The organism is Streptomyces sp. NPDC088725, from assembly GCF_044751305.1.
Taxonomy (GTDB): domain Bacteria; phylum Actinomycetota; class Actinomycetes; order Streptomycetales; family Streptomycetaceae; genus Streptomyces.
In genome coordinates this window covers 247,000-272,471 of the sequence record NZ_JBIVLO010000004.1, presented here as the reverse complement: position 1 = coordinate 272,471, position 25,472 = coordinate 247,000, and the positions used below count along the sequence as shown (strand labels likewise).

General features: G+C 71.3%; 23 protein-coding genes. 15 read left to right on the top strand and 8 right to left on the bottom strand.

Features of this window, described 5'->3' with window-relative positions; all coding sequences use genetic code 11:
* Positions 1 to 218 precede the first annotated feature (218 nt).
* The 3 genes from ACIP6N_RS11430 (at position 219) to ACIP6N_RS11420 (ending at position 3,236) form a co-directional block, all read left to right on the top strand.
* Positions 219 to 1,712, top strand: a complete 1,494-nt coding sequence (locus ACIP6N_RS11430) for a DUF2252 domain-containing protein (protein WP_401814731.1) — start codon at positions 219 to 221, stop codon at positions 1,710 to 1,712.
* A 49-nt stretch (positions 1,713 to 1,761) separates the two neighbouring features.
* Entirely contained in the window at positions 1,762 to 2,835 is a 1,074-nt protein-coding gene (locus ACIP6N_RS11425) for a hypothetical protein (protein ID WP_401814730.1), read from the top strand.
* A gap of 62 nt (positions 2,836 to 2,897) precedes the next feature.
* Positions 2,898 to 3,236, top strand: coding sequence for a rhodanese-like domain-containing protein (locus tag ACIP6N_RS11420; protein ID WP_401814728.1), 339 nt, complete (start codon positions 2,898 to 2,900; stop codon positions 3,234 to 3,236).
* A 104-nt stretch (positions 3,237 to 3,340) separates the two neighbouring features.
* Here ACIP6N_RS11420 and ACIP6N_RS11415 read toward each other — a convergent pair whose 3' ends face one another.
* From ACIP6N_RS11415 to paaA, 5 genes are read right to left on the bottom strand one after another with little or no spacing between them, the layout of a single operon-like run.
* A complete protein-coding gene (locus ACIP6N_RS11415; RefSeq protein ID WP_401814727.1) occupies positions 3,341 to 4,411 on the bottom strand; it encodes a 2Fe-2S iron-sulfur cluster-binding protein in 1,071 nt (356 codons plus the stop codon).
* On the bottom strand, positions 4,412 to 4,924 hold the full coding sequence (gene paaD / locus ACIP6N_RS11410; RefSeq protein ID WP_401814725.1) for a 1,2-phenylacetyl-CoA epoxidase subunit PaaD: 513 nt from the start codon (positions 4,922 to 4,924) through the stop codon (positions 4,412 to 4,414).
* Positions 4,918 to 5,619: a 1,2-phenylacetyl-CoA epoxidase subunit PaaC gene (gene paaC, locus ACIP6N_RS11405; protein WP_401814724.1), complete on the bottom strand. Its 702-nt coding sequence runs from the start codon at positions 5,617 to 5,619 to the stop codon at positions 4,918 to 4,920. The genes paaD and paaC overlap by 7 nt, the downstream gene beginning before the upstream one ends.
* The gene (gene paaB, locus ACIP6N_RS11400; RefSeq protein ID WP_401814723.1) at positions 5,616 to 5,912 is read right to left on the bottom strand and encodes a 1,2-phenylacetyl-CoA epoxidase subunit PaaB; all 297 of its coding nucleotides are present in this window, start codon (positions 5,910 to 5,912) and stop codon (positions 5,616 to 5,618) included. The genes paaC and paaB overlap by 4 nt, the downstream gene beginning before the upstream one ends.
* The gene (gene paaA, locus ACIP6N_RS11395) at positions 5,909 to 6,889 is read right to left on the bottom strand and encodes a 1,2-phenylacetyl-CoA epoxidase subunit PaaA (protein WP_401814722.1); all 981 of its coding nucleotides are present in this window, start codon (positions 6,887 to 6,889) and stop codon (positions 5,909 to 5,911) included. The genes paaB and paaA overlap by 4 nt, the downstream gene beginning before the upstream one ends.
* 46 nt (positions 6,890 to 6,935) lie before the next feature.
* On the opposite strand from paaA, the gene ACIP6N_RS11390 reads away from it, so the two are divergent.
* Genes ACIP6N_RS11390 through ACIP6N_RS11380 form a run of 3 tightly spaced genes read left to right on the top strand, consistent with a single transcriptional unit; the run spans position 6,936 to position 9,690 of the window.
* The gene (locus ACIP6N_RS11390; protein WP_401814720.1) at positions 6,936 to 7,712 is read left to right on the top strand and encodes a DUF5819 family protein; all 777 of its coding nucleotides are present in this window, start codon (positions 6,936 to 6,938) and stop codon (positions 7,710 to 7,712) included.
* Positions 7,709 to 8,950, top strand: a complete 1,242-nt coding sequence (locus ACIP6N_RS11385; protein WP_401814719.1) for an HTTM domain-containing protein — start codon at positions 7,709 to 7,711, stop codon at positions 8,948 to 8,950. Before ACIP6N_RS11390 ends, ACIP6N_RS11385 begins: the two co-directional genes overlap by 4 nt.
* Entirely contained in the window at positions 8,947 to 9,690 is a 744-nt protein-coding gene (locus ACIP6N_RS11380; RefSeq protein ID WP_401814718.1) for a TrmH family RNA methyltransferase, read from the top strand. The genes ACIP6N_RS11385 and ACIP6N_RS11380 overlap by 4 nt, the downstream gene beginning before the upstream one ends.
* A 27-nt stretch (positions 9,691 to 9,717) precedes the next feature.
* Here ACIP6N_RS11380 and paaN read toward each other — a convergent pair whose 3' ends face one another.
* Complete coding sequence (paaN, locus tag ACIP6N_RS11375) at positions 9,718 to 11,460, bottom strand: phenylacetic acid degradation protein PaaN (protein WP_401815230.1); 1,743 nt, start codon at positions 11,458 to 11,460, stop codon at positions 9,718 to 9,720.
* 273 nt (positions 11,461 to 11,733) lie between these two features.
* Between paaN and ACIP6N_RS11370 the strand changes: the two genes are divergently transcribed.
* Together ACIP6N_RS11370 and ACIP6N_RS11365 are read left to right on the top strand one after the other, a co-directional pair.
* Entirely contained in the window at positions 11,734 to 13,257 is a 1,524-nt protein-coding gene (locus ACIP6N_RS11370; RefSeq protein WP_401814717.1) for a 3-hydroxyacyl-CoA dehydrogenase, read from the top strand.
* A complete protein-coding gene (locus ACIP6N_RS11365; protein WP_401814716.1) occupies positions 13,254 to 13,889 on the top strand; it encodes a TetR/AcrR family transcriptional regulator in 636 nt (211 codons plus the stop codon). Before ACIP6N_RS11370 ends, ACIP6N_RS11365 begins: the two co-directional genes overlap by 4 nt.
* Before the next feature lie 52 nt (positions 13,890 to 13,941).
* On the opposite strand, the gene ACIP6N_RS11360 is transcribed toward ACIP6N_RS11365, so the two are convergent.
* Positions 13,942 to 14,514 carry an Lrp/AsnC family transcriptional regulator gene (locus tag ACIP6N_RS11360; RefSeq protein ID WP_401814715.1) on the bottom strand — a complete coding sequence of 191 codons (573 nt, stop codon included), beginning with the start codon at positions 14,512 to 14,514 and terminating at the stop codon, positions 13,942 to 13,944.
* 178 nt (positions 14,515 to 14,692) lie between these two features.
* Between ACIP6N_RS11360 and pdhA the strand changes: the two genes are divergently transcribed.
* The 6 genes from pdhA to ACIP6N_RS11330 all read left to right on the top strand — a co-directional run bounded on the left by pdhA (position 14,693) and on the right by ACIP6N_RS11330 (position 21,966).
* Positions 14,693 to 15,937, top strand: a complete 1,245-nt coding sequence (gene pdhA / locus ACIP6N_RS11355) for a pyruvate dehydrogenase (acetyl-transferring) E1 component subunit alpha (protein WP_401814713.1) — start codon at positions 14,693 to 14,695, stop codon at positions 15,935 to 15,937.
* Positions 15,934 to 16,938 (top strand): alpha-ketoacid dehydrogenase subunit beta, encoded by a 1,005-nt coding sequence (locus ACIP6N_RS11350; protein ID WP_401814712.1) that lies wholly within the window; start codon positions 15,934 to 15,936, stop codon positions 16,936 to 16,938. Before pdhA ends, ACIP6N_RS11350 begins: the two co-directional genes overlap by 4 nt.
* Positions 16,938 to 18,380: a dihydrolipoamide acetyltransferase family protein gene (locus ACIP6N_RS11345; RefSeq protein ID WP_401814711.1), complete on the top strand. Its 1,443-nt coding sequence runs from the start codon at positions 16,938 to 16,940 to the stop codon at positions 18,378 to 18,380. The genes ACIP6N_RS11350 and ACIP6N_RS11345 overlap by 1 nt, the downstream gene beginning before the upstream one ends.
* 144 nt (positions 18,381 to 18,524) lie before the next feature.
* A complete protein-coding gene (locus ACIP6N_RS11340) occupies positions 18,525 to 19,367 on the top strand; it encodes an NTP transferase domain-containing protein (protein ID WP_401814710.1) in 843 nt (280 codons plus the stop codon).
* On the top strand, positions 19,364 to 20,896 hold the full coding sequence (locus ACIP6N_RS11335; protein WP_401814709.1) for a molybdopterin molybdotransferase MoeA: 1,533 nt from the start codon (positions 19,364 to 19,366) through the stop codon (positions 20,894 to 20,896). Before ACIP6N_RS11340 ends, ACIP6N_RS11335 begins: the two co-directional genes overlap by 4 nt.
* Entirely contained in the window at positions 20,893 to 21,966 is a 1,074-nt protein-coding gene (locus tag ACIP6N_RS11330; RefSeq protein ID WP_401814708.1) for a potassium channel family protein, read from the top strand. Before ACIP6N_RS11335 ends, ACIP6N_RS11330 begins: the two co-directional genes overlap by 4 nt.
* 23 nt (positions 21,967 to 21,989) lie before the next feature.
* On the opposite strand, the gene ACIP6N_RS11325 is transcribed toward ACIP6N_RS11330, so the two are convergent.
* Complete coding sequence (locus ACIP6N_RS11325; RefSeq protein ID WP_401814706.1) at positions 21,990 to 22,946, bottom strand: ribose-phosphate diphosphokinase; 957 nt, start codon at positions 22,944 to 22,946, stop codon at positions 21,990 to 21,992.
* A gap of 379 nt (positions 22,947 to 23,325) precedes the next feature.
* On the opposite strand from ACIP6N_RS11325, the gene ACIP6N_RS11320 reads away from it, so the two are divergent.
* Positions 23,326 to 25,389: a TolB family protein gene (locus tag ACIP6N_RS11320; RefSeq protein WP_401814705.1), complete on the top strand. Its 2,064-nt coding sequence runs from the start codon at positions 23,326 to 23,328 to the stop codon at positions 25,387 to 25,389.
* The last annotated feature ends 83 nt before the right edge of the window (positions 25,390 to 25,472 follow it).

Here is a 25,472-nt window from a genome sequence, read left to right as displayed (position 1 = left end):
CGCGATCTGGCGGGTCCGGCACGGCCCGCGGAATCTGGCTTGATCTGGTGCTTGGTCTGGCGGGTCTGGCGGATCCGGTACAGGGTTCGCACAGGTCTCGTGCCTGCTCATGGAGTTATCCACAGGAGCAGGCGACTGTCCTGGACCGGCGGTACCGTCGTGCGTAGTTGATGTTGGACATACGGACGAGCGGTCGAGCGCGGGGGAGGTGGCGTGCCATGAGCGATGCCGAGTCGGTGGTACGGGGAGAGCGGACGGTTTCCGGATCCGGGCGTATTCCGGAGGTTCCGGGTTTCGCCCCGCGCAGAGTCTCGGGCGTGCCCGGAGCCTCGGACGGCGCGCGGCCGCCCAAGGCGCGGGGCAAGGCGCTGCGGGCGAAGGTGCCGCGGTCCTCGCACGACGGGGTGGTGTTCGCGGCGGGGCGGCCGGATGCGGTGCGTGCCGTCGAGGAGTCGAGCCGCGGGCGGGTGCCCGAGCTGGCGCCGATCCGGGTGGGGCGGATGGCCGCGAGCCCCTTCGCCTTCCTGCGCGGCTCGGCCGGCCTGATGGCCCATGACCTGACAGGCACCCCGGTCTCCGGCGTGGGCGCGCAGATATGTGGGGACGCGCATGCGGCGAATTTCGGCCTGTACGGAGACGCGCGCGGTCGGCTGGTCATTGATCTGAACGACTTCGACGAGACCGTTGTCGGCCCCTGGGAGTGGGACGTCAAGCGGCTGGCCACCTCGCTGGTGCTCGCGGGCCGGGAGGCGGGGGCGGACGAGGACACCTGCCGGCGCGGCGCGTGTGACGCGGTGGGCGCGTACCGGCGCACGATGCGACTGCTGGCGAAGCTGCCCGCGCTGGACGCGTGGAACGCGATCGCGGACGAGGAGCTGGTGTCGCACGCGGACGCGCGGGATCTGATGGGCACGCTGGAGCGGGTCTCGGAGAAGGCGCGCAAGAACACGAGCGCGCGGTTCGCGGCCAAGGCGACGGAAGTGATGTCCCACGACGGCGGATCCGGCGGATCGGGCGGGAAGCACGCCGAGCGGCGGTTCGTGGACGCGCCGCCCGTTCTGCGGCGGGTGCCCGACGACGAGGCCGCCGCGGTGGCGGCTTCCCTGGAGGAGTACCTGAGCACCCTCTCCGAGGACCGGCTGCCGCTGCTCGGGCGGTACGCGATCCATGACGTGGCGTTCCGGGTGGTCGGCACCGGCAGTGTGGGGACACGGTCGTATGTGGTGCTGCTGCTGGACCACCGGGGTGAGCCGCTGGTGCTTCAGGTGAAGGAGGCGCGGCCCTCGGTCCTGCTGCCCCATCTGGCCGCCGTAGGGTTCGAGGCGCCGGAGGCGGTGCACGAAGGCCGCAGGGTGGTGCTCGGCCAGAAGCGCATGCAGGTTTTGAGCGACAACCTGCTCGGCTGGACGACGGTGCGGGGAAGGCCCTATCAGGTACGGCAGTTCAGGAACCGGAAGGGGAGCGTGGACGCTTCGGCGCTGCCCGCCGACCAGATGGACGACTACGGCCGGATGACGGGCGCGCTGCTGGCCAGGGCGCACGCGCACAGCGTGGACCCGCGGCTGATCGCCGGGTACTGCGGCAAGAACGAGGAGCTGGACGTGGCGATCGCGTCCTTCGCCGTGGCGTACGCGGACCGTACGGAAGCGGACCACGCGGACCTGGTGGCGGCGGTCAGGAGCGGGCGGATAGCGGCCGAGTCAGGTGTATGAGCCCCGGGGTGACTCGATGGGGGACGGTGATCGCCCGTACGCTGGGCGGGTGACGCAGGACGCCCCCGGGGAGCCGACGATCCGTAACGACGACGAGCAGGACGTGCCAGACGTGCCGGATGCGACGCACCCCACAGGCCTCACGGACCCCGCAGAACCGGCGGAAGGTGCCACGGCCGCGGGGACCGAGGCGCCTTCGGAAGCCTCTGTGACTCCGGAAGCCTCTGTGACTCCGGAGACCGCTGTGACCGCCGAAGGCGAGAGCGCGGCCGAGAGTGAGGGGACGGCCGAGGGTGATGGATCGGCTGGGGCTGAGGGGTCGGGTGTGAACGCGGGTTCGGCTGAGGCGCAGCGTCCCGAGGCGCGGCTGGAGAAGGCCGTGCGCGCGGCCGAGCAGGCGCTGATCGAGTTCGAGATCGCGGTGGAGACATTCCGGGTCGAGGTGGAGAACTTCTCCCGGCTGCACCACCAGCGGCTCGGCCCGATGTACTCACGTCTCGACGAGCTGGACGCGATGATCGCGGAGGCCAAGGCGTCCCGCACCGGTGATCCCGAGGACGTGCGCAAGGCCAGGGAAGCCCGCGCCATGGTGCAGCCGATGCCGGGCATCGAGGAGCTGTTCAGCGAATGGCTCGATTCCGATGGGCTGTCGGCCGAGGCGGCGGCGATGCTGACCGGTCAGCCCGTGCGCCCGCCCAAGCGCGTGCGGCCCAGTGACGAGGCGCGCAAGATCTACCGCGAGCTGGTGCGCAAGGCGCATCCGGATCTGGCGCAGGACGACCCGGAGCGTGCGCGGCGTGAGGAGTTCATCACGCGGGTGAACGCGGCGTACGGGCGCGGGGATGTGCCGCTCCTGGTGGAGCTGGCCGAGGAGTGGGCGGCGGGGCCCGCCCCGGTGGCGTCCCGGGCGAGCGAGAGCGAGGAGTTGTACGCCCGCCTGGAGTGGCTGTCGCAGCGCAAGGAGATGCTGACGCTGGTCGCCAGGGAGCTGGAGGACAGCGCGATCGGCGCGATGCTGAAGATGGCGCCCGATGACCCGGACCGGCTGCTGGAGGAGATCGCCGAGCAGCTGCTCGCGGAGGTCTCCGGGCGCGAGGCGGAATTGGCCAAGCTGGTGCAGTAGGTTTTCGCGGACGTAGGTTTATTTGCGGACGTATCGCTCTGCGACGAGAGAAGGCAACACCCATGAGTTTCGCTCTGCCCTCGGTGGCCGTCTCGGCGGTTCCCGCCGATGGTTTCGTGCTGGATGTCCGGGAGTCCGACGAGTGGGCGGCCGGTCATGTCGAGGGTGCGCTGCATGTGCCGATGAGTGAATTCACCACTCGCCTCGAGGAGGTCACGGACGCGGCCGACGGGCGGACGGCGTATGTGATGTGCCGGGTCGGTGGCCGCTCTGCGCAGGTCACCCAGTTCCTCGTGCGGCAGGGCGTCGAAGCGGTGAACATCGACGGCGGCATGCTCGCCTGGGACGCCGCCGGGCGTCCGATGGTCACGGACACCGACAGCCCGGCGTTCGTCCTCTGAGACTCCTCCGCTGAAGCCCCGCTGCTGAGGCTGGGCCGCTGAGGGGCGGCGGCTGAGTGGCCGAGGGGACCCTGGCCGGCGGTCTCCGCCGGTTTCGCGGCGTCTCAGCGGTCGAAGTCCAGCTCCACTTCGGCGGTGGCGGGGTGGGACTGACAGGCGAGGACGTATCCGGCTTCCGTCTCTTCCGGTTCGAGGGCGAAGTTGCGGTCCATCCGGACCTCGCCCGAGACCAGGAAGGCCCGGCAGGTCCCACAGACCCCGCCCTTGCAGGCATACGGCGCGTCCGCACGGCTGCGCAGCACGGTCTCCAGCAGCGAATCGCCTTCCTGGACCGGCCAGTTGCCCGAGCGGCCGTCCAGAGTCGCGGTGAGCGTGCTGCGGGAGGGCGCCCGCTCTTTCGCCGTAGCCGCCGCCGAGAGGACCCCTGCCGGTACGTCGTCCACGTGGAAGATCTCCTGGTGGATCCGGGCACGCGCCACTCCGAGACCGCGCAGCGCGCGCTCGGCGCCCGTCACCAGCCCCAGGGGCCCGCACAGGAACCAGCCGTCGATCCCGGTCACCGGCAGGAGCGCGGGCAGCAGCCCGGTCAGCCGCTCCTGGTCGAGCCGTCCGGACGGCAGCCCTGACTGCTGTTCCTCCCTGGAGACCACGGTGACCAGTTGGAAGCGGTCGGGGTAGCGGTTTTTGAGGTCGGCGACCTCCTCCAGGAACATCGTCGAGGCCACCGTGCGGTCACTGCGGACGAGACAGAACCGGGCGTCCGGCTCGTACGCCAGCAGGCTGGCCGCGATCGAGAGCACCGGCGTGATCCCGCTGCCGCCGACGACCGCCGCGAAGCGCCCGGCGCGCGGCTTCAGCACGAAGCGGCCGGTCGGCTCCATGACCTCGACCGTGTCCCCCACGGCCAGTTCCTTGAAGGCGTACGTCGAGAACTCGCCTCCCTCGACCAGCCGGATACCCACGCGCAGTACCGGATCCGCGCCGTCGGGGACAGCGGGCGCGCAGATCGAGTACGTGCGCCGGATCTCCTGGCCGCCGACGCTGCGGCGCAGGGCGACATGCTGGCCCGGGATGTGCCGGAAGGTCTCGCGCAGTTCGGGCGGCACCGCGAACGTGACGGCCACCGCGTCGTCCGTCAGCCGCTCGACCTCGCTGACCCGGAGCGGATGGAACATCTACAACTCCTTGAAGTGGTCGAACGGTTCACCGCAGGCTGTGCAGCGGCGCAGCGCTTTGCAGGCGGTGGAGGAGAACCTGCTCAGCAGCTCGGTGTCGGTCGAGCCGCAGTGGGGGCAGCGGATGGAGAGCGAGAGCGGCACCGGACCCCCTGTGCCGTGCGGGCGGGGCGGGGCTATGCCGGACTCCGCGAGCTTGCGCCGGCCTTCCGCGCTGATGTCGTCCGTCGACCAGGCGGGGGACAGCACCGTGACGACCGAGACCTCGGGTATGCCGTGGTCGTGCAGCACGTGCTCGATGTCCGAGGCCATCGCCTCGATCGCCGGGCAGCCGGTGTAGGTGGGGGTCAGCTCCACCCGGACCTTTCCCGGGCCGGACAACTGGACCGCACGCAGCACGCCCAGCTCCTCCAGCGTCACCACCGGCAGCTCCGGATCGGGTACCGAGCCGGCGAGCCGCCGCAGCTCGCCCTCCAGCGCCGTCGGGGGCGCGCCGCTCGCGTGGTTCACCATGTCGCCCCCGGGTGGCTGCGGTGCAGGTGCTGCATCTCGGCGAGCATCCGGCCGAACGGCTCCGTATGCAGCCCCTGCCGGCCCGCGCCCGCCGCCCAGGCACCGGACCTCGGGCCCTCCGGCACCGTCAGAGTGGCCCGCTCCAGCACTTCCCCGATCGCGTCCCGCCAGCGGGCTTCCAGCGCCTGGTGGTCGACGTCCAGGCCCTCGACGGGCTGGAACATCTCTCCGGTGAACTTCCACAGGGCCGCGCAGCCCTGCCGCATCCGCGCACGGCTCTCGGCCGTGCCGTCACCGAGGCGCAGCGTCCAGTGCTCCGCGTGGTCCTGGTGGTAGGCGACCTCCTTGACGGCCTTGGCCGCCAGCGGGGCGAACGCGCTTTTCCCGGCCGCGAGTTGCTCGTACAGGAACAGCTGGTAAGTCGAGAAGTAGAGCTGGCGGGCGATGGTGTGCGCGAAGTCGCCGTTGGGCTGCTCCACCAGCTGGAGATTGCGGAAAGCCCGCTCCTCGCGCAGATAGGCCAGCTCGTCCTCGTCCCCGACGAGGGAGAACAGGATGCGCGCCTGTCCCAGCAGGTCGAGTGCGATGTTGGCGAGGGCGACCTCTTCTTCGAGCACCGGGGCGTGGCCCGCCCACTCCCCCAGCCGGTGGGAGAGCACCAGCGCGTCGTCGCCCAGGGCGAGTGCGGCGCTCACAGGTGCTTCACCCCGTCCGGGATCTCGTAGAACGTCGGGTGGCGGTACGGCTTGTCGCCCGCCGGGGCGAAGAACGGGTCCTTCTCGTCGGGCGAGGAGGCCGTGATCCCGGACGAGGGCACCACCCAGATCGAGACGCCCTCGCTCCGCCGCGTGTAGAGATCGCGGGCATTGCGCAGGGCCATCTCCGCGTCCGGGGCGTGCAGGCTGCCCGCGTGGGTGTGGGAGAGCCCGCGGCGGGAGCGCACGAACACCTCCCAGAGCGGCCAGTCGGTGGAGTCGGAGTCGGTCATGCCGCGGCCTTTCCGGAGTGCTTCGCCGCGTAGGCGGCGGCGGCTTCCCGTACCCAGGAGCCTTCTTCGTGCGCCTGGCGGCGCTGGGTGATCCGCTGTTCGTTGCAGGGGCCGTTGCCCTTCAGCACGTCCCGGAACTCCGCCCAGTCGATCGCGCCGAAGTCGTGCCGCCCCCGCTCCTCGTTCCACCGGAGGTCCGGATCGGGCAGAGCGAGGCCCAGCGCCTCGGCCTGCGGGACGCATATGTCGACGAAGCGCTGCCGCAGGTCGTCGTTGGAATGGCGCTTGATCTTCCAGACCATGGACTGCGCGGAATGTGCCGACTCGTCGTCCGGCGGGCCGAACATCATCAGGGACGGCCACCACCAGCGGTTCACCGCGTCCTGCGCCATCTCGTGCTGGGCCGGGGTGCCCCTGCTCAGGGCGAGCAGCAGCTCGTATCCCTGGCGCTGGTGGAAGGACTCCTCTTTGCAGATCCGGATCATCGCGCGCGCGTAGGGCCCGTACGAGCAGCGGCAGAGCGGGACTTGGTTCGTGATCGCGGCGCCGTCCACGAGCCAGCCGATCGCGCCGACGTCCGCCCAGGTCAGCGTCGGATAGTTGAAGATCGACGAGTATTTCTGGCGGCCGGAGTGCAGCTTCTCCAGCAGTTCGTCGCGGCCCGTGCCCAGGGTCTCGGCCGCGCTGTAGAGATACAGGCCGTGTCCCGCCTCGTCCTGCACCTTGGCCATCAGAATCGCCTTGCGCCGCAGCGACGGCGCGCGCGTGATCCAGTTGGCCTCCGGCTGCATGCCGATGATCTCGGAGTGGGCATGCTGGGCCATCTGGCGGACCAGCGAGGCGCGGTAGGCCTCCGGCATCCAGTCGCGCGGCTCGATGCGCTCGTCGGCGGCCACGGCGGTGTCGAAAGCCGTTTGATACGCCTCTGCCGTCTCCATCGCCGCCTCCACAGCCGTCCCCGCGGGCACTGCCGTCATCCTGGCCCCCTACCGACCGATCGTTCGGTTCGTTGGCTTCAATGGTGTGGCCGGGGCCCGTAGGGTGTCAACCCTGTGGATAACTCTGTGGGGTACGAGCACTGATCGGGGCGGGATGGATCCGTACGACGACAAGGGCCCGGAGGCCGGCCCGCGTCCCGGCGCCGGGATAGCCGGTCTCTCCCTGCCGTACCAGGTGGTGGCCGCTCTCGGACTGGCCGTCGTCGGGCTGCTGGCCTGTGTCCACCTGGGCATGGTGTTCCTGCATGTCGCCCCGTCCAACACGCTCACCAAGCAGCACGGCGCGGCCGTGAACGAGTGGGTCCTTCCCGAGTTCGAGCAGAACTGGAAGCTGTTCGCCCCCAATCCCCTTCAGCAGAACATCGCCGTGCAGGTGAGGGCCGAGGTCGCGGGCCCCGGCGGGAAGCGGCGGACGACCGACTGGATCGACCTCTCGGCCGAGGACGGCGAAGCGGTCCGGGGCAACGTGCTGCCCAGCCACGTCGACCAGAACGAACTGCGCCGCGGCTGGGATTTCTTCACCGGCTCCCACGACAGCAAGGGCCGCGCCGTCGGCCTGCGCGGGCAGCTTTCCGAGGCCTACATGCGCCGGGTCGTGATGCTGCGCCTGGCGGACCACGAGCTGGGCGGCCCGGTGGAACGCGTCCAGGTCAGGTCATCCACCAGCGCGGTCCCGGCTCCTCCGTGGAGCGACGAGAAGGTCAGCACCCGGCCCTTCTACCGGGTGCTGCCGTGGTGGACCGTGAGTGCCGGGGATCTTCCCGGTGACATCAGGAACGGCCGTACGGAGGCGGGCCAGTGACCCTCGACAGGCGGGCCGCACGGGCCGTCCGGCGCGTCAGCTCCACGGTCCTCGGCCCGTACCAGAGCGCGGTCGTGCGGATCGGGTTCGCCGTCACCTGGCTGTTCTTCCTGGTGCGGGAACTGCCGAACCGCCATGAGCTGTACGGTCCCGAAGGGCCGTGGAGCTGGGATCTGGCCCGGCAGCTGATCGCGGGCAACGGCGCGTTCAGCGGGCTGATGTGGTCCGACAGCGCGCTGTGGTTCGAGACCGTGTACGCCGTCGCCATCCTGTCCAGCGCGCTGCTGGCGCTCGGCTGGCGCACCCGCACCATGTCCGTGGTCTTCATGTTCGGCGTGCTGTCGCTGCAGAACCGCAGCATCTTCGTGGGCGACGGCGGCGACAACATCATCCATCTGATGGCGGTCTACCTGGTCCTCACGCGCTGCGGCCAGGTCTGGTCGCTGGACGCCAGGCGGGCGGCGCGCGTAGCCGCAAAGGACCGTACGACGGGCGCGGAAGCGTCCGGGACCGGGTCTGGGGAAGCCGCAGAGGTGGACAGGACGGATGTCGTCGGACCCGTCCTGTGGGGCGTTCTCGGCGCGCTGCTGTTCATCGGGTCGATGACGGACCGGGTCCAGATCGCGGCCTGGCTGCTGATCCTGTTCTGGGGGATGTGGGTCTGTCAGGCGCTGTGGTGGACGGCGAACCGCTTCGCGCCGCGCGGCGAACCGCGCGCCCTGCTGGACATCCTCGCCAACCTCGTCCACAACGCCGGCCTCGCCGTGATCATGGCCGAGGTCTGTTTCGTCTACGCCACCGCGGGCTGGTACAAGATCCAGGGCTCGCGCTGGGCGGACGGCACCGCGCTGTACTACCCGCTCAAGCTCGACTACTTCGCACCCTGGCCCGCGCTCTCCGACATCCTGGCGGCCAACGGCGTCATCGTGATGCTGGTGACCTACGGCACGGTCATCGTGCAGGTCGCCTTCCCCTTCACACTGTTCAACCGGCGAGTCAAGAACATCCTGCTGGTCGCCATGATCCTGGAGCACCTGGGGATCGCCGTGCTACTGGGCCTGCCGTTCTTCTCGATGGCGATGATCGCCGCCGATGCCGTGTTCCTGCCGACGAGCTTCCTGCGCCGGCTCGGCGGCTGGATCGGGAAGGGCCGCGACCGGCTTCTCCCAGGCAGGGCCGGGGCGCTGCCGGAGCAGCGGTCCGCCGGGGCCGACGAGCCCCGTACGCTCATCGGGTGAACAGCGAGACATCCGCCGGGACCGGGACCGGGGCGGCGACCGAGGCCGGGACCGGCGCACCTGCCCAGGATCCGGTGCGGGAACCGGCATCGGAACCGAGCCAGTACGACGACGGCTTCGGCGGCGAGATCGGCGTAGGTCCCCATCCCGGGCCCTGGCCCGAGGGCGAGCGGTACGACCCCGAGCTGCTGGCCGCAGGCGACCGGCGCAATGTTGTCGACGGTTACCGGTACTGGACGCGTGAGGCGATCGTCGCCGACCTGGACACCCGGCGTCACGACTTCCACGTGGCGGTGGAGAACTGGGGCCACGACTTCAACATCGGCTCCGTGGTCAGAACCGCCAACGCCTTCCTCGCCAAGGAGATCCATATCGTCGGGCGGCGGCGCTGGAACCGGCGCGGTGCGATGGTCACCGACCGGTACCAGCATGTGCGCCACCACCCCGATACCGCGGAGCTGACGGCCTGGGCCGCGGCCGAGGGACTGCCGATCATCGGGATCGACAACCTCCCGGGCGCCGTACCGCTGGAGCGCACCGAGCTGCCGCGCCGCTGCGTGCTGCTCTTCGGGCAGGAGGGCCCGGGCCTGACCGAGGAGGCCAGGGAGCACGCCGCGATGGTGTGCTCGATCGCCCAGTTCGGCTCGACCCGCTCGATCAACGCGGGAGCGGCCGCGGCGATCGCCATGCACGCGTGGATCCAGCGGTACGCGGACATCCCGGCGCCGCCCGCCGCCTGATCACCCCGGCCGGCGGCGCCTGAGCGCTCACGCCGGGCGGCGTACCTCCACGGTCCTGAACCGGTTGGCCACGAACGCGGCATCGCACAGGGCCGCGTTCGCCGCCGGGTTGCCTCCCGAGCCGTGGAAGTCCGAGAAGGCCGCCGTCTGGTTCACGTACACCCCGCCGGTGAGATTCAGCGAGAGCGGCGCGGACTCCTCGAGGCAGACGTCCTCGATCGCGCGCTCCGTCTCCTTCGACGTCGTGTACGCGCCGACGGTCATCGCGCCCTTGTCGCGCACGGTGCGCCGCAGCAGCTCCAGCGCGTCGGACGTGGAGTCCACCGCGACCGCGAAGGACACCGGGCCGAAGCACTCGGCGAGGTACGGCACCCCGCCCGAGCCGTCGGCCGCGCCCGTCGCCCCGGTCTTCGTGCCGCCCTCGGTCGCGCGCTCCCAGGTCTTGCGGGAGCCGTCCGCCTTCACCATCAGCGGCGTACGGACCACGGCGTCCGGGAAGTCCGGGTGGGCGATCTCGCGGGAGGCGAGCGCGACGTCCCCGAGCGCGGCCGCCGCTTCCAGCCGGGCCTTCACATCGGGATTGACCAGCGCGCCCAGCAGTCCGTTGGCCCGGGTGTCGTCGCCGAGCAGGCCGCTCACCGCGGCCGCGAGATCCGCGACCACCTCGTCGTACGACTTCTCTCCCGCGTCCGTGGCGATGCCGTCCCGGGGGATGAGCAGATTCTGCGGGGTGGTGCACATCTGGCCGCTGTACAGCGACAGGGAGAACGCGAGGTTGGCCAGCATGCCCTTGTAGTCGTCGGTGGAGTCGACCAGGACCGTGTTCACCCCCGCCTTCTCCGTGTAGACCTGCGCCTGGTGCGCGTGGGTCTCCAGCCAGTCGCCGAAGGCGGTGGACCCGGTGTAGTCGATGATCCGGATCTCGGGCCGCACGGCCAGGGTCTTGGCGATGCCCTCACCGGGCCGCTCCACGGCCAGCGCGACCAGATTCGGGTCGAAGCCGGCCTCGGCGAGTACGTCACGAGCCACCCGCACCGTCAGCGCCAGCGGCAGTACGGCGCGCGGATGCGGCTTGACCAGGACCGGGTTGCCGGTGGCCAGGGACGCGAACAGGCCCGGGTATCCGTTCCACGTCGGGAAGGTGTTGCAGCCGATCAGCAGCGAGATGCCGCGCGGCGCCGCCGTGAAGGACTTCCGCAGCTCAAGGGGGTCCCGCTTGCCCTGCGGCTTGGACCAGTCGGCCGCCGAGGGCGTACGGCTCTGCTCCGCGTACGCGTACGCCACGGCTTCGAGGCCGCGGTCCTGGGCATGCGGACCGCCCGCCTGGAACGCCATCATGAAGGCCTGCCCGCTGGTGTGCATCACCGCGTGCGCGAACTCGTGGGTGCGGGCACTGATCCGCGACAGGATCTCCAGACAGACCAGGGCGCGCGCCTCGGGTCCGGCCGCCCGCCATGCGCCCATGCCCGCGCGCATGGCGGGCAGCAGGACGTCCATGTCCGTGTGCGGGTACTCGACCTCCAGCGCGGGGCCGTACGGCGAGACCTCGCCGCCCGTCCAGCCGTCCAGGCCGGGCTGGTCCAGCTCGAGGCGCGTCCCGCGCAGGGCCTGGAAGGCGGCGAGCCCGTCGGCGGGCGCGGTATCGCCGTACGCCTTCGGATGCTCGGGATGCGGCGACCAGTAAGCGCGCGTGCGGATCGCGTCGAGAGCCTGGTCGAGCGTGGGCCTGTGCTTCTCGGAGAGCTGCTGGGGGCTGAGCTGGGCGGCCATCAAGGACCAACTCCTTGTCGAGCTGGGCAGGTACGGGAAGAGGAACCGGTCGAGCTGGGCGGGTACGGCGTACGGGAACGTCGAGCCGGGCGGGACGGGAACAGGGACCATGAGCGGGCGGACAAGAGTTAGAGTAACCGAACGATCGGTCGGGACAAGGGGTCGGAACGGGATCGGCGACAACTCGACACGTGGGAACTCGCCGCCCCTGTCGTTCGTACGGGACCTGCCCCCTGCGCTCCCGGCCGTACGCCGTACGGGAGGATCGCGTTCATGACAGCAATCGACCCCGCCCGCGTCGTCGCGGTCGTCGGCGCCGGCACGATGGGCCAGGGCATCGCCCAGGTGGCGCTGGTCGCCGGGCATCCCGTACGCCTCTACGACGCCGTGCCGGGCCGCGCCGAGGAGGCCGCCGCGTCCCTCGCCGGACGCCTGGACCGGCTGGTCGGGAAGGGCAGGCTCGACAAAGCCACGCGCGAGGCCGCGCTGGCCGGGCTGCACACGGCGGAAGAGCTCACAGAACTTGCCGACGCGGCACTCGTGATCGAAGCCGTCGTCGAGCGGCTGAGCGTGAAGCGCGAACTGTTCGCGGCGCTGGAGGATGTCGTCGCCGATGACTGCCTGCTCGCCACCAACACCTCCTCCCTCTCCGTCACAGCCGTCGCCGGAGAGTTGCGCCGTCCCGGCCGGCTCGTCGGTCTGCACTTCTTCAATCCGGCGCCGCTGCTGCCCCTCGTGGAGGTCGTCAGCGGTTTCGCCACGGACGAGGAGGCCGCGGAGCGCGCGTACGGCACGGCGCTGGCCTGGGGCAAGACCCCGGTGCGCTGCGCGGACACGCCGGGCTTCGTCGTCAACCGCGTCGCCAGGCCCTTCTACGCAGAGGCGTTCCGGGTGTACGAGGAGCGGGCCGCGGAGCCCGCCACCATCGACGCCGTGCTGCGCGAGTGCGGCGGCTTTCGGATGGGCCCCTTCGAGCTGACCGATCTGATCGGCCAGGACGTCAACGAGGCCGTGACGCGGTCCGTCCGGGAGTCCTTCTTCCAGGACCCGAAGTTCACGCCCTCGCTCGCGCAGCGCAGGCTGGTGGAGTCGGGCCGGCTCGGCCGTAAAACGGGCCGGGGATGGTTTCCGTACGGCGAAGGAGCCGCGGCGCCCGAGCCGCACACCGCGGAGCCGTGCGACGCGCCGGACGCCGTGGGGCTGCACGCCGGACTCGGTGCGGCGGCCGTCCTGCGCGAGATGATCGAGGAGGCGGGCATCAAGGTCATCCGCGACCGCACCCCGTACGTCTCCGGCGGCTTCATCGGCCTGCCGGGCGGCACCGGCCTCAGCCTCACCGACGGGACGACCGCCACGGGCGACCCCTCAGGGGCGTACATCCGCTTCGACCTCTCCCTGGACTACCGCGCCTGCACCCGCGTCGCGCTCGCCCCGGGCGCGGACGCCGACCCGGCGGACGTTCGGGCGGCCATCGGCCTCTTCCAGAGGCTCGGCAAGCAGGTCAGCGTCATCGGGGACATCCCGGGCATGATCGTCGGCCGTACCGTCGCCATGCTGATCGACTTCGCCCTCGACGCCGTGAGCCGTGGCGTCGCGAGCGCGGAGGACACCGACACCGCCATGAAACTCGGTGTGAACTACCCGGGCGGGCCCGGCGAGTGGTGCGATCTGCTGGGCGCGCGATGGGCGGCCGACTTCCTTGCGACACTGGATGGTGCGTACCCGGGCGGACGTTACGCCCCCTCCCAGGCGCTGGTGCGCCGCGCCGACCTCGAAGCGAAGCAGGGCCGCTCATGACCACCTCCAACGCAGGCCCCAAGCGCGACACCTATACGCCGGAGACGCTGCTCGGCGTCGCCGTGGAGGTCTTCAACGAGCGCGGCTACGACGGCACGTCCATGGAGCATCTTTCCAAGGCGGCCGGCATCTCCAAGTCCTCGATCTACCACCATGTGGTGGGCAAGGAGGAACTGCTGCGCCGCGCGGTCAGCCGGGCGCTCGACGGACTCTTCGCCATCCTCGAAGAGGATGGCGCCACACACGGCCGTCCCGTCGCGCGGGTCGAGTACGTGACGCGCCGCACCGTCGAGGTGCTGATGACCGAGCTGCCCTACGTGACGCTGCTGCTGCGCGTACGGGGCAATACGCAGACCGAGCGCTGGGCCATGGAGCGCCGCAGGGAGTTCGACCAGCGGGTGGCCGATCTGCTCAAGGCGGCCGCCGCGGACGGGGACCTGCGGACGGATGTGGACATACGGCTGGCGACGCGGCTGCTGTTCGGCATGATCAACTCGCTGGTGGAGTGGTACCGGCCGCAGGCGGCGGGCGGCTACGACCAGGAGCAGGTCGCCGACGCCGTCGTACGGATAGCGTTCGACGGGTTGCGCACCGGCGCCGGACCGGAGATCCAGGACGTGTTGCGGAAGTAGCGCCGTCCGCCCGGAGGGCGGGGCGAGCCAGGCGGGACTTTCCCAGCACGCCCTAGCGGGCTTCCGGGGCGGCGGGGCCGGGATCCAGGTCCGTCTCCTCGAACACGAGCAGGGTCTGGGTGGACAGCACCTCGGGGATGGCCTGGAGCCTCGTCAGGACCAGTTCGCGCAGGGTTCTGTTGTCCGGCGTGTGCACCAGCAGCAGCACGTCGAAGTCACCGCTGACCAGCGCGATGTGCGCGGCGCCCGGCAACTCTTCCAACTGCTCGCGCACGGTGCGCCAGGAGTTCTGCACGATCTTGAGAGTGATGTAGGCGGATGCGCCGTGACCCGCGCGTTCGTGGTTCACGCGCGCGCTGAAGCCGCGTATCACCCCGTCGTCGATCAGCCGGTTGATCCGCGCGTACGCGTTGGCCCGCGAGACATGGACGCGCTCGGCCACGGAACGTATCGAGGCCCGGCCGTCCTTCTGGAGCATGCGCAGGATGGCGCGGTCGATGGTGTCCAGCGGCCTGGCCGGGGGGACCGTGGCCTCACGGGCGGGCTGGACGGATGCCGGAGCGGCCGGCTCGCCTCCCGGGCCGCCCGCGTGATCAGTTCCTTCGGCCATTTGTTCAGCTCCCATGTCTCCCCACCTCTCTAGCATGGACGACCTGCGTCTGTCCTTGGCTGTGGAGAACCGTTTGTCCACAGGCTGAGGGCGCGTGTAGCCAAAATGCCTCCTCGACCGAACAATCGGTAGGTGAGACGTGCCACATCCCCCGGCACTCTCCTCTTGCCCGCTCCCACGAGGAGGTGCACGCGTGCAGCACATCAGTACGCCGGTCCAGGAACCGCCCGGTGCCGCCACAGGCGGGGACGGCCCGGCCCGGCCCCCCGGCTCACAGCCGCGTACCGATCCGGCGCCGCTGCTCCCCGACGCCCGGCCGTACCGCGTGCTCGGTACGGACGCGGCGGCGGGCGCGGACCCCGCGCTGCTGCTCAGGCTCTACGCCGGGCTGGTCAGTGGACGCAGGTTCAACACTCAGGCGACGGCCCTGACCAGGCAGGGCAGGCTCGCGGTATATCCGTCGAGCACGGGACAGGAAGCCTGCGAGGTGGCCGCCGCGCTGGTCCTGCGGGAGCAGGACTGGCTCTTTCCCAGCTACCGCGACTCGCTGGCGGCCGTGGCGCGCGGACTCGATCCCGTCGAGGTGCTGACGCTGCTGCGCGGTGACTGGCACACCGGCTACGACCCGTACGAGTATCGCGTCGCCCCGCTCTCCACGCCGCTCGCCACCCAGCTGCCGCACGCCGTCGGGCTGGCGCACGCGGCGCGGCTCAAGGGCGACGACGTGGTTGCGCTCGCCCTGGTGGGTGACGGGGGCACGAGCGAGGGCGATTTCCACGAGGCGCTGAATTTCGCGGCCGTGTGGCAGGCCCCGGTGGTCTTCCTCGTGCAGAACAACGGCTTCGCGATCTCCGTACCGCTCGCCAAGCAGAGCGCGGCGCCGTCGCTGGCCCACAAGGCCGTCGGCTACGGCATGCCGGGCCGGCTGGTCGACGGGAACGACGCGGCGGCGGTGCACGCGGTCCTCGCCGACGCCATGGCCCTGGCCAGGAGCGGCGGCGGCCCGACTCTCGTGGAGGCGGTCACGTACCGCATGGAGGCTCACACGAACGCCGATGACGCGACGCGTTACCGCGACTCCGCCGAGGTCGAGGCGTGGCGCGCGCACGACCCGGTCCTGCTGCTCGAACGCGAGCTGACAGGGCGCGGCCTCCTCGACGAGGACGGCATCGGCAAGACGGCGGAGGCCGCGGAGGCGATGGCCGCGCGGCTGCGCGAGCGGATGAACGCGGATCCGGTGCTCGATCCGATGGAACTGTTCGCGCATGTCTACGCGGAGCGGACCACTCAGCTCGACGAGCAGGCGGCCCAGCTGCGGGCCGAGCTGGACGCGGCGGCGGAGCAGGGCGCGGGAGCCGGGCAGGGCGAGAGATCCGCGCAGCACACGGCTCCCGGGCAGGACAGGACGACTGATCAGGGCGCGGGTGAGGCGCGATGACCACGGTCGCGGTGAAACCCGCCACAATGGCGCTGGCGCTGCAGCGCGCGCTGCACGACGCGATGGCCGAGGACCCCTCGGTGCATGTCCTCGGCGAGGACGTGGGCACCCTGGGCGGGGTCTTCCGGATCACCGACGGACTCGCGGCCGAGTTCGGGGACGACCGCTGTACGGACACCCCGCTCGCGGAGGCGGGCATCCTCGGGGCGGCCGTCGGCATGGCGATGTACGGGCTGCGGCCCGTGGTGGAGATGCAGTTCGACGCCTTCGCCTATCCGTCGTTCGAGCAGCTGATCAGCCATGTGGCGAAGATGCGCAACCGCACCCGGGGCGCGGTGTCCCTGCCGATCACCGTGCGTGTGCCGTACGGAGGGGGCATCGGCGGAGTCGAGCACCACAGCGACTCCTCGGAGGCGTACTACATGGCGACGCCGGGGCTTCATGTCGTCACGCCTTCGACGGTCGAGGATGCCTACGGACTGCTGCGGGCCTCGATCGCCTCCGACGATCCGGTGGTCTTCCTGGAGCCGAAGCGGCTCTACTGGTCGAAGGCGCCCTGGTCGCAGGACGAGCCCGCGGCGGTGGAGCCCATCGGCCGGGCCGTCGTCAGACGCGGGGGCAGCAGCGCCACGCTGATCACGTACGGGCCCTCCGTGCCGGTCTGTCTGGAGGCGGCGGAGGCGGCGCGGGCCGAGGGCTGGGATCTGGAGGTCGTGGATCTGCGCTCGCTGGTGCCGTTCGACGACGAGACGGTCGCCGCGTCCGTACGGCGTACGGGGCGCGCGCTCGTCGTGCACGAGTCCTCCGGTTTCGGCGGTCCCGGCGGGGAGATCGCCGCCCGGATCACCGAGCGATGCTTCCACCATCTGGAAGCCCCGGTGCTGAGAGTCGCCGGATACGATATTCCGTATGCGCCTCCAATGCTGGAGAGGCACCATCTGCCGGGAGTGGACCGGGTGCTGGACGCCGTCGCGCGGCTCCAGTGGGAGGCGGAGAGCTGATGGCCCAAGTGCTCGAATTCAAGCTGCCCGATCTGGGCGAGGGGCTGACCGAGGCGGAGATCGTCCGCTGGCTGGTGGCGGTGGGCGACGTCGTCGCCGTCGATCAGCCCGTGGTCGAGGTCGAGACCGCCAAGGCGATGGTCGAAGTGCCCTGTCCCTACGGCGGTGTGGTGACGGCGCGGTTCGGGGACGAGGGCTCGGAGCTGCCGGTCGGCGCGCCGCTGATCACGGTGGCGGTGGGAGAGGCGGCCGCGACGGCCCCGGTGGACTCACCGCCGGAGGCGGACGCCCCGGCTCCCGCCCCGGTCCCGTCGAAGGACGCGGCCGGTCCGGCGGGATCCTCCGGCAGCGGTTCGGGCAATGTGCTCGTCGGGTACGGCACGGGCGCGCCGGTGGCGCGCAGGCGCCGGGTCAGGCCCGTGCCGGTGCGCGTCGCGCAGGCGCGTTCGGTGCCGGCTGTCGGAGCGGTGAACGGCACAGCCGCCGCGGGCCCGGTTCCTGTCGTCTCGCCGCTGGTACGGCGGCTGGCCCGGGAGAACGACGTCGATCTGCGGGCGCTGTGCGGCTCGGGGCCCGACGGCCTGATCCTGCGCTCGGACGTGGAGCTGGCGATCCGGCGGGGCGCGCAGAAGGCACCAGGCGCAGGGAACGCTCCAGGCGCGGAGAAGGCACCGGCCGTGGCCGTTCCCCCGTGTCCCGCGCCGCCTGCGGCCCCCGTGACTCCGGCCTCCGTAGCTACGGCCGTCCAGGCAGGGGCGGTGCGGGTGCCGCTGAAGGGCGTGCGGGGCGCGGTGGCCGACAAGCTGTCCCGCAGCCGTCACGAGATCCCGGACGCCACCTGCTGGGTGGACGCGGACGCGACGGAACTGATGGCGGCCCGTACGGCGATGAACGCGGCAGGGGGCCCGAAGATCTCGGTCCTCGCCCTGTTCGCGCGGATCTGTACGGCCGCGCTCGCCCGCCATCCGGAGCTGAACTCCACGGTCGACGCGGCGGCCAGGGAGATCGTGCGTCTCCCGGACGTCCATCTGGGCTTCGCGGCGCAGACCGAACGCGGTCTCGTCGTCCCCGTCGTACGGGACGCGCACGCGCGCTCGGCGGAATCGCTGAGCGCCGAGTTCGCGCGGCTGACGGAGGCGGGCAGGTCCGGGACGCTGACGCCGGGTGACCTGTCCGGAGGCACGTTCACGCTCAACAACTACGGCGTGTTCGGCGTCGACGGCTCCACGCCGATCATCAACCACCCGGAAGCCGCGATGCTCGGGGTCGGCAGGATCGTCCCCAAGCCGTGGGTGCACGGCGGTGAGCTGGCCGTGCGACAGGTCGTCCAGTTGTCCCTCACCTTCGACCACCGCGTCTGCGACGGCGGTACGGCGGGCGGCTTCCTGCGGTATGTGGCGGACTGCGTCGAACAGCCGGCGGTGCTGCTGCGCTCGCTGTGACCGTCTCTCCGGCGCCGGGCCCGGCGGTCCCGGCCGACGGCGCGGTGCGGCCTACGCGGCACCTGTGCCGGCATACGCGGCACAGGTGTCACACAGGGGCCTACCGCCTGCTGTGAACCGGAGCGGGCGGACCATACTTCACCCATGACCGCGTATGACGCCATCGTGCTCGCCGGAGGCGCCGCCAAGCGGCTCGGCGGCGCCGACAAGCCCGGGCTGCGGATCGGCGGCCGGGCCCTGCTCGACCGAGTCCTCGGGGCCTGCGAAGAGGCCGCCCGCACCGTCGTCGTGGGCGGCAGACGGGCCACCGTACGGCCCGTGCGGTGGACGCGCGAGGAACCGCCGGGCGGCGGGCCGCTGGCCGCGCTCGACGCGGGCGTACGGTGCGTCGACGCCGACACCGTCGTCGTACTCTCCGCCGATCTGCCCTTCCTGGGGCCGGCGACAGTGCGCCGGCTCGTCGAGGTGCTGGACGCCGGCGGCAAGGAGGCCGCGCTGCTCACCGACGCGGACGGACGGGATCAGCCCCTGGTCGCCGCCTACCGCGCCGAGCCGCTGCGCCGCGAGATCGCGCTGCTCGCCACCGAGTACGGCAGCCTCGCCGGGCTGCCACTTCGCCTGCTGTCAGAGGAACTTGACCTTGCCCGGGTCGATGCCGATCCCCTCGCGTCCTTCGACTGTGACACCTGGGAAGACATCTCCATGGCCCGAGCCCGCATCAGAGAGCATGGAACCGTGCTGGACGAATGGATCACCGCAGTCAAGGACGAACTCGGCATCGAGCTGGATGTCGACACCGACGTTCTGCTCGATCTGGCCCGCGATGCCGCGCACGGCGTCGCCAGGCCGGCCGCGCCGCTGACGACCTTTCTGGTCGGGTACGCGGCGGCCAAGGCCGGCGGTGACGGTCCGCGGGCCGTGGCCGAGGCCGCGCGCAAGGCCGAGGCACTGGCCCTCCGCTGGGCCGAAGAGGCCGACGCCGGATGACGGGCTGGGATGACGAGATCGACGGGATCAGCGGCGTCGGAGAGATCGGCGAGGCCGAGGAGGTCCGTGAGGTCGAGGGGATCGAGGACGCGCTCGCCCTGGTCGGCGGGCACCCCTCGGGAAGCCGGCACTCCCCGGGAAGCAGCCGGCCCTCGGGAGACCGGCCCTCGGAAAGCCGCCGGTCCTCGGAAAGCCGCCGGTCCTCTGGAAACCGGCAGACCGCGCCCGGGCAGCCCGCGCAGAGCCACTCCGCGAGCAGCCCCGCCGGAAACCGCCCGTCCTCGAGCGGTACCGCCGCCGGTCGTCCCGCCGGCAACCGCCCCGGCGTGCCCTGGACCGAGGCCCGCGCGCTCGCGGTGCGCTCCGGCAGATCCGTCACCACCGCGCGCGCCCACCGGGTGCCCCTCGACCAGGCGCTGGGCCGGGCGCTCGCGGAGCCGCTGTCCGCGCTGACCGATCTCCCGTCCTTCGACACCTCGGCCATGGACGGCTGGGCGGTCTCGGGTCCTGGCCCCTGGAGCGTCCGGCAGGACGACGGCGACGGCATCCTCGCCGGGGACGGCGACGCCGAGTCGCTGCTCGACGGTGTGGCCGTACGGATCGCCACCGGCGCCCGCGTTCCGGCCGACACCACCGCCGTGATCCGCAGCGAGCACGCGCGCGTGGACGGCGGCCAACTGCACGCAGGACGTGAGCTGATCCCGGGGCAGGACATCAGGCCGCGCGGTCAGGAGTGCCGCTCGGGCGAGCAGTTGCTGCCCGCCGGGGCGCTCGTGACCCCGGCGGTCCTCGGTCTCGCCGCCGCGGCCGGATACGACGAGCTGTGCACGGTGGAGCGCCCGCGCGTCGAGGTCCTTGTCCTCGGCGACGAACTGCTGACGTCGGGGCTCCCGCGCGACGGGCTCATCCGCGACGCTCTCGGTCCGATGATCTCCCCGTGGCTGCGCGCTCTCGGCGCCGAGGTGATCGCCACTCGCAGGATCGGCGACGATGCGAAGGCCCTGTACCGCGCGGTCACCAAGTCCAGGGCCGAACTCGTCATCACCACCGGCGGTACCGCCGGTGGACCCGTCGACCATGTCCATCCGGTGCTCAGCAAGGCGGGCGCCGAGCTGCTGGTCGACGGAGTCGCCGTACGCCCCGGTCATCCCATGCTGCTGGCCCGGCTGCCCTCGGGACGCCATCTGGTCGGGTTGCCGGGCAATCCGCTCGCCGCGGTCTCCGGCCTGCTGACCCTCGCCGAGCCCTTGCTGCGCGTGCTCGCGGGCCGGGCGGGTGAGGGCCCGTATCCCGTGTCCGTACGCGAGGACGTGGGCGGGCATCCGTACGACACCCGCCTCGTGCCCTTCGTCCACCGGGACGACGGACTCGTACCGCTGCACTTCAGCGGTCCCGCCATGCTCCGCGGTATCGCCGCCGCCGACGGGCTCGCGGTCGTGCCGCCCGGCGGTGCGCGGCGCGGTGCCGAGCTGGAAGTTCTTGAGCTGCCCTGGGCGGCGGCCTCGGTCGACGGCGGGTGTTTCACGTGAAACTTTCCGGCCACGACGCGATGGCCAGGAACGCGGACGAGCATCTGATCACCGCCCGGGTGACGCTCCCGCGCCGCAAGGTCAACGGGCCGCTCATCCAGGTCACCAGGCGTCTCGTGATGGCGCTGATGGTTCTGTTCCTGACGGTGCTGATCGTCTGGGTCGACCGGGGCGGGTACCACGACAACTCCGACAACACCGTCGACTTCCTCGACTCCGTCTACTACGCGACGGTCACCCTCTCCACCACGGGTTACGGCGACATCGTCCCGTACAGCGACGGCGCCCGGCTCGTCAACGTCCTGCTGGTGACCCCGCTCCGGGTGCTCTTCCTCATCATCCTGGTCGGTACCACGCTCGAAGTGCTCACGGAGCGCACGCGCGAGGAGTGGCGGCTGAACCGCTGGAGGTCCAACTTGCGCGATCACACCGTCATCGTCGGCTACGGGACGAAGGGGCGTTCGGCGATGCAGACCCTCTGTGCCACGGGCATCAAGAAGGAGCACATCGTCATCGTCGACCCCTCCAACAAGGTGGTCGAGGCGGCCAACGCCGAAGGTTTCGTGGGGGTCATCGGTGACGCGACACGCAGCGATGTGCTGCTGCGGGCCGAGGTCCAGCGGGCCCGTCAGATCGTCATCGCCACCCAGCGCGACGACACGGCCGTGCTGGTCACGCTGACCGCGCGGCAGCTGAACAAGAGCGCGAAGATCGTCGCCGCGGTGCGCGAGGAGGAGAACGCGCCGTTGCTGCGCCAGTCCGGCGCCGACGGCGTGATCACCAGCGCCAGCGCGGCCGGCCGGCTGCTCGGCCTGTCCGTGCTCAGCCCCATGGCCGGCACGGTGATGGAGGACCTGATCCAGCAGGGCAGCGGCCTCGACCTCGTCGAACGGCCGGTCATAAAGGCCGAGGTCGGCCGGAACGTACGGGAGACGGACGACCTGGTGGTCAGCGTGCTGCGCGGCCACCGGCTGATCGGGTACGACGACCCGGCCGCGAGCCCGCTCCAGCTGACGGACCGGCTGATCACCATCATCCGGGCCCAGAACCCCACGTCGGACACGCGGTAGGAGGCCCCGGAGCCGACCCGGTCTCAGGAAGGCGCGTCGAACAGGGCGCTGACCGACTCGCCGTTGTGAATGCGACGGACGGCCTCGGCCAGCGCCGGGGCGATCGACAGGACGCGCAGCTTCTCGGTGTGCTCCTCGGCCGGGATCGGCACCGTGTTCGTGCAGACGATCTCCAGCACGTCGGGCTGCTCGGAGAGCCGCTTGAGCGCGCCCGCGGCGAACAGACCGTGGGTGCAGGCGACCCGGATGGAGCGCGGGCCCAGTTCGCGCAGCCGGTCGAGGAGTTCGAGGACGGTGCTGCCCTTGGCGATCTCGTCGTCCAGGACGATCACGTCCCGGTCGGCGATGTCGCCGATGACGGTGCTGATGCTGACCCGGTCGTCCGCGTACCGCTGCTTCGCACCGGCCGCCACCTGCGCGCCCAGCATGCGGGCGAAGGCCGCGGCCTCCTTGGCGTTGCCCAGGTCGGGCGAGACGACCGTGGTGTTCGAGGGGTCGTGACCCGGGGTGCGGCGGAAGTGGTCGGCCAGTTCACGCAGCGCGTGCAGATGATCGACCGGCACGGAGAAGAAGCCGTGCACCTGCGGGGAGTGCAGCGTCATCGCCAGCACCCGGGAGGCACCGGAGGACACCAGCAGATCGGCGACGAGCCGCCCGCCGATGGAGATACGCGGTGCGTCCTTCTTGTCCGAGCGCGCGTAGGCGTAGTGCGGCATGACCACCGTGATCCGCCCGGCCGACGCGCCGCGTGCGGCGTCGCACATCAGCAGCAGCTCGACGAGGTTCTCCTGCACCGGCGTGACCAGCGGCTGTACGAGGAAGACATCGCGCCCGCGGCAGTTGGCCTGGAGCTGAACCTCCAGGCAGTCGTTGGCGAACCGGCTGACCCGTGAGGGACTGAGCGGAACCCCCAGATGGGAGCAGACCTCCGCCGCCAACTCGGGATGAGCACTACCGCTGAACACAGCGATGTCTCGCACGAACCGCTCCTCGCCTGGTCGATCGGGGTGCATTCGTCATGCTAGTGGTCCGCTTGGCGGTCCGCCGCGCCGAGAGCCCGGCGACCAGGCCGGCGAACGTCCGCCACCGGGCCGGCGAACGTCCACCGCCGGGCGGCCAGTGATGCCGCCGCCGGGTCGACGGATGAGCCACGGTCAATTGTTCACCCAGTGTTCCGGTGAAGATCATGATCGGTGCGGACATCTCCTCATAAGGTCCATCTGCCGACGAGTGATCGTTTACGGGAGCGCCGCGCAAAACCTGCGGGCGTGGGGCCCGTACGCGAGACGCGCCCGGGGGGTGCACGGGGGCCGGGGCGCGCTCGGCGGCAGATGATTCACACACCTTGGGGGCTCTTCTTTGAACACGAACTCGCGCCGCGCTCTCGCGGCGTTCACGTCGGCCGCCTCACTGGCGGCCGGCCTGCTCGGTGCCACGGCGTCGAGCGTCCAGGCCGCGCCCGCGGCCACCGCTGCCACCGGGGTCTCCGGCGGTCAGATCAGCCTGCACGGCGGTCCCACCGGCATCCAGGTGGTCAACGCGGACGGTACGGGCCTGCGCTCCGTACCCAACATCCCGAACCTCGGCTACGCGCCGAACTGGGCGCCGGACGGCAGCCGGGTCACCGCCGGAAACGGCCGGGCGGCCACCGGCCGGATCACCGGCGCCACCTCGCTCGTCACCCTGCTGAAGCCGGCAGGCACGCGCGCCGGCGGGAACCAGGACGACCCGGTCTTCTGGATGGACGGCCGGTACGTGCTGTCCAGCGTCGGCGGTCAGATCGTCTACGGGGCCTCGGACGCCGCGTGGGCCCCGGAGCCTCTGATGACCTCCTCCCAGGAGCCCACGTCGGTCTGTGACGTGCACCCCGCGGGGAACGTCGACGGCACGGTCGCCTTCGAACGGCTCGACCGCAACTGCCAGGTCAGCAGCGGCATCTACACGGTCAACAGCAACACGGCCGCGCCGAAGCGGATCATCGCGTCCGGCAGCGCGCCGGTGTACTCGGCGGACGGGCGCCGGCTGGCCTTCACGCGGGTCGTGGACGGCTGGTCGCAGCTGTTCACCGCCAACGCGGACGGCACCGGCGTACAGCAGGTGACGACCGACGCGTCCGACCACGCCAACCCGACCTGGGACCCGGCGGGCGGCCGGCTCGCGTACGACGCGCACACCTCGCACGCCGGAGCTGCGGGCGACGTGCAGACGGTACGGATCCTCGACGTGGCGAGCGGTACGTCCACCCAGCTCACCGGCGCGGGCCAGGGCGACAAGCCGTCCTGGCAGCCGCTGCGCAAGAACACTCTCAACCGGGTCTACGGCACAGGGCCCATCGGCATCGACGCGGCCGCGTCCCGCTGGACGTTCGACACGGCCGGAGCGGCACACCAGAACGGCCTGATCGCCGCCAAGTCCGCGGTTCTCATCAACAAGGGCAACGCGACGTACGCGTCCCTCGCGGTCGCGCTGGGCGCCGAGAAGCAGGGCCCGGTCGTGAGCACGTCGAGCGGCGCGCTGGACGCCTCGGCGGCCAGTGAGCTGAAGCGCGTCCTTCCCAAGGGCGGCACCGTCTACCTGAACGGCGCCACCAACCTGCTGGCGGCCAAGGTGGCCACCCAGGTGGAGGCGCTCGGCTACAAGGCGCTGCGCCTCGAAGCCGGTGACCTCTCCTCGCTGTCCGCGCGGGTCGCCAAGCAGATCGCCGCGACCCCGAGCTGGGTCTTCATCGCCGACGGCAGGGAGTACCACGACCCGATCGCGGCCTCCACGGCCGCGGGCGGGCTCGGATACCGGGGCACGGGTGTGGTGCTGCTGTCCAACGGGACGAGCATGTCCACCGCGGCCACGAACTTCCTCAACGGCCTGGACCCGGACAAGACCGGTCTGGTGACGGTCGGAGCCACCGCCGACGCGGCGCTCCAGAAGATGAAGCTCAGCAAGGACTGGGGCTACTGGAGCATGACCGGTGCGACCCACGAGGACGTCGCCGCCAACCTGGCGCGCTTCTGGTGGGACACGCCTCTGTCGGTCACCGTCGAGGACACCTGGACCTGGGAGAACGCCGTCGCCGGTGGCGCCGTGACCGCCACCTACGGACCGATGCTCTGGTCGACCCAGGCGACGCTCTCGTCGCAGGCGGAGAAGTACCTCACCGAGCGTTCCGCGAGCATCTGGAGCGTGAACGCCTTCGGCGGCAACGTGTCCTACCCGCCGGCCAACCGCACCGCCATCGGTAACGCGATCGGTGCGAGCAGCGCGTGGATGGACACGGTGTGGGCCGTGGGCGGTGTGGCGCCGAAGACCGCCGCGAAGTCCCTCGGGTCGGCCGAACCGGCGCCGGAGTCCGCCGCCGGGCCGCAGACCGGCCCCGTGACGGCGCCCGGCCGTCACCTGCCGGCGAAGAACGGACAGGTCGTCAAGTAACCCCCTGTCCGACGGCAAGCCGGCGTACAGGGCTTGGCGCGGTAAGCACGCGGGCGGTGGCGGTTCAGGCGCGGGAGCGTCCG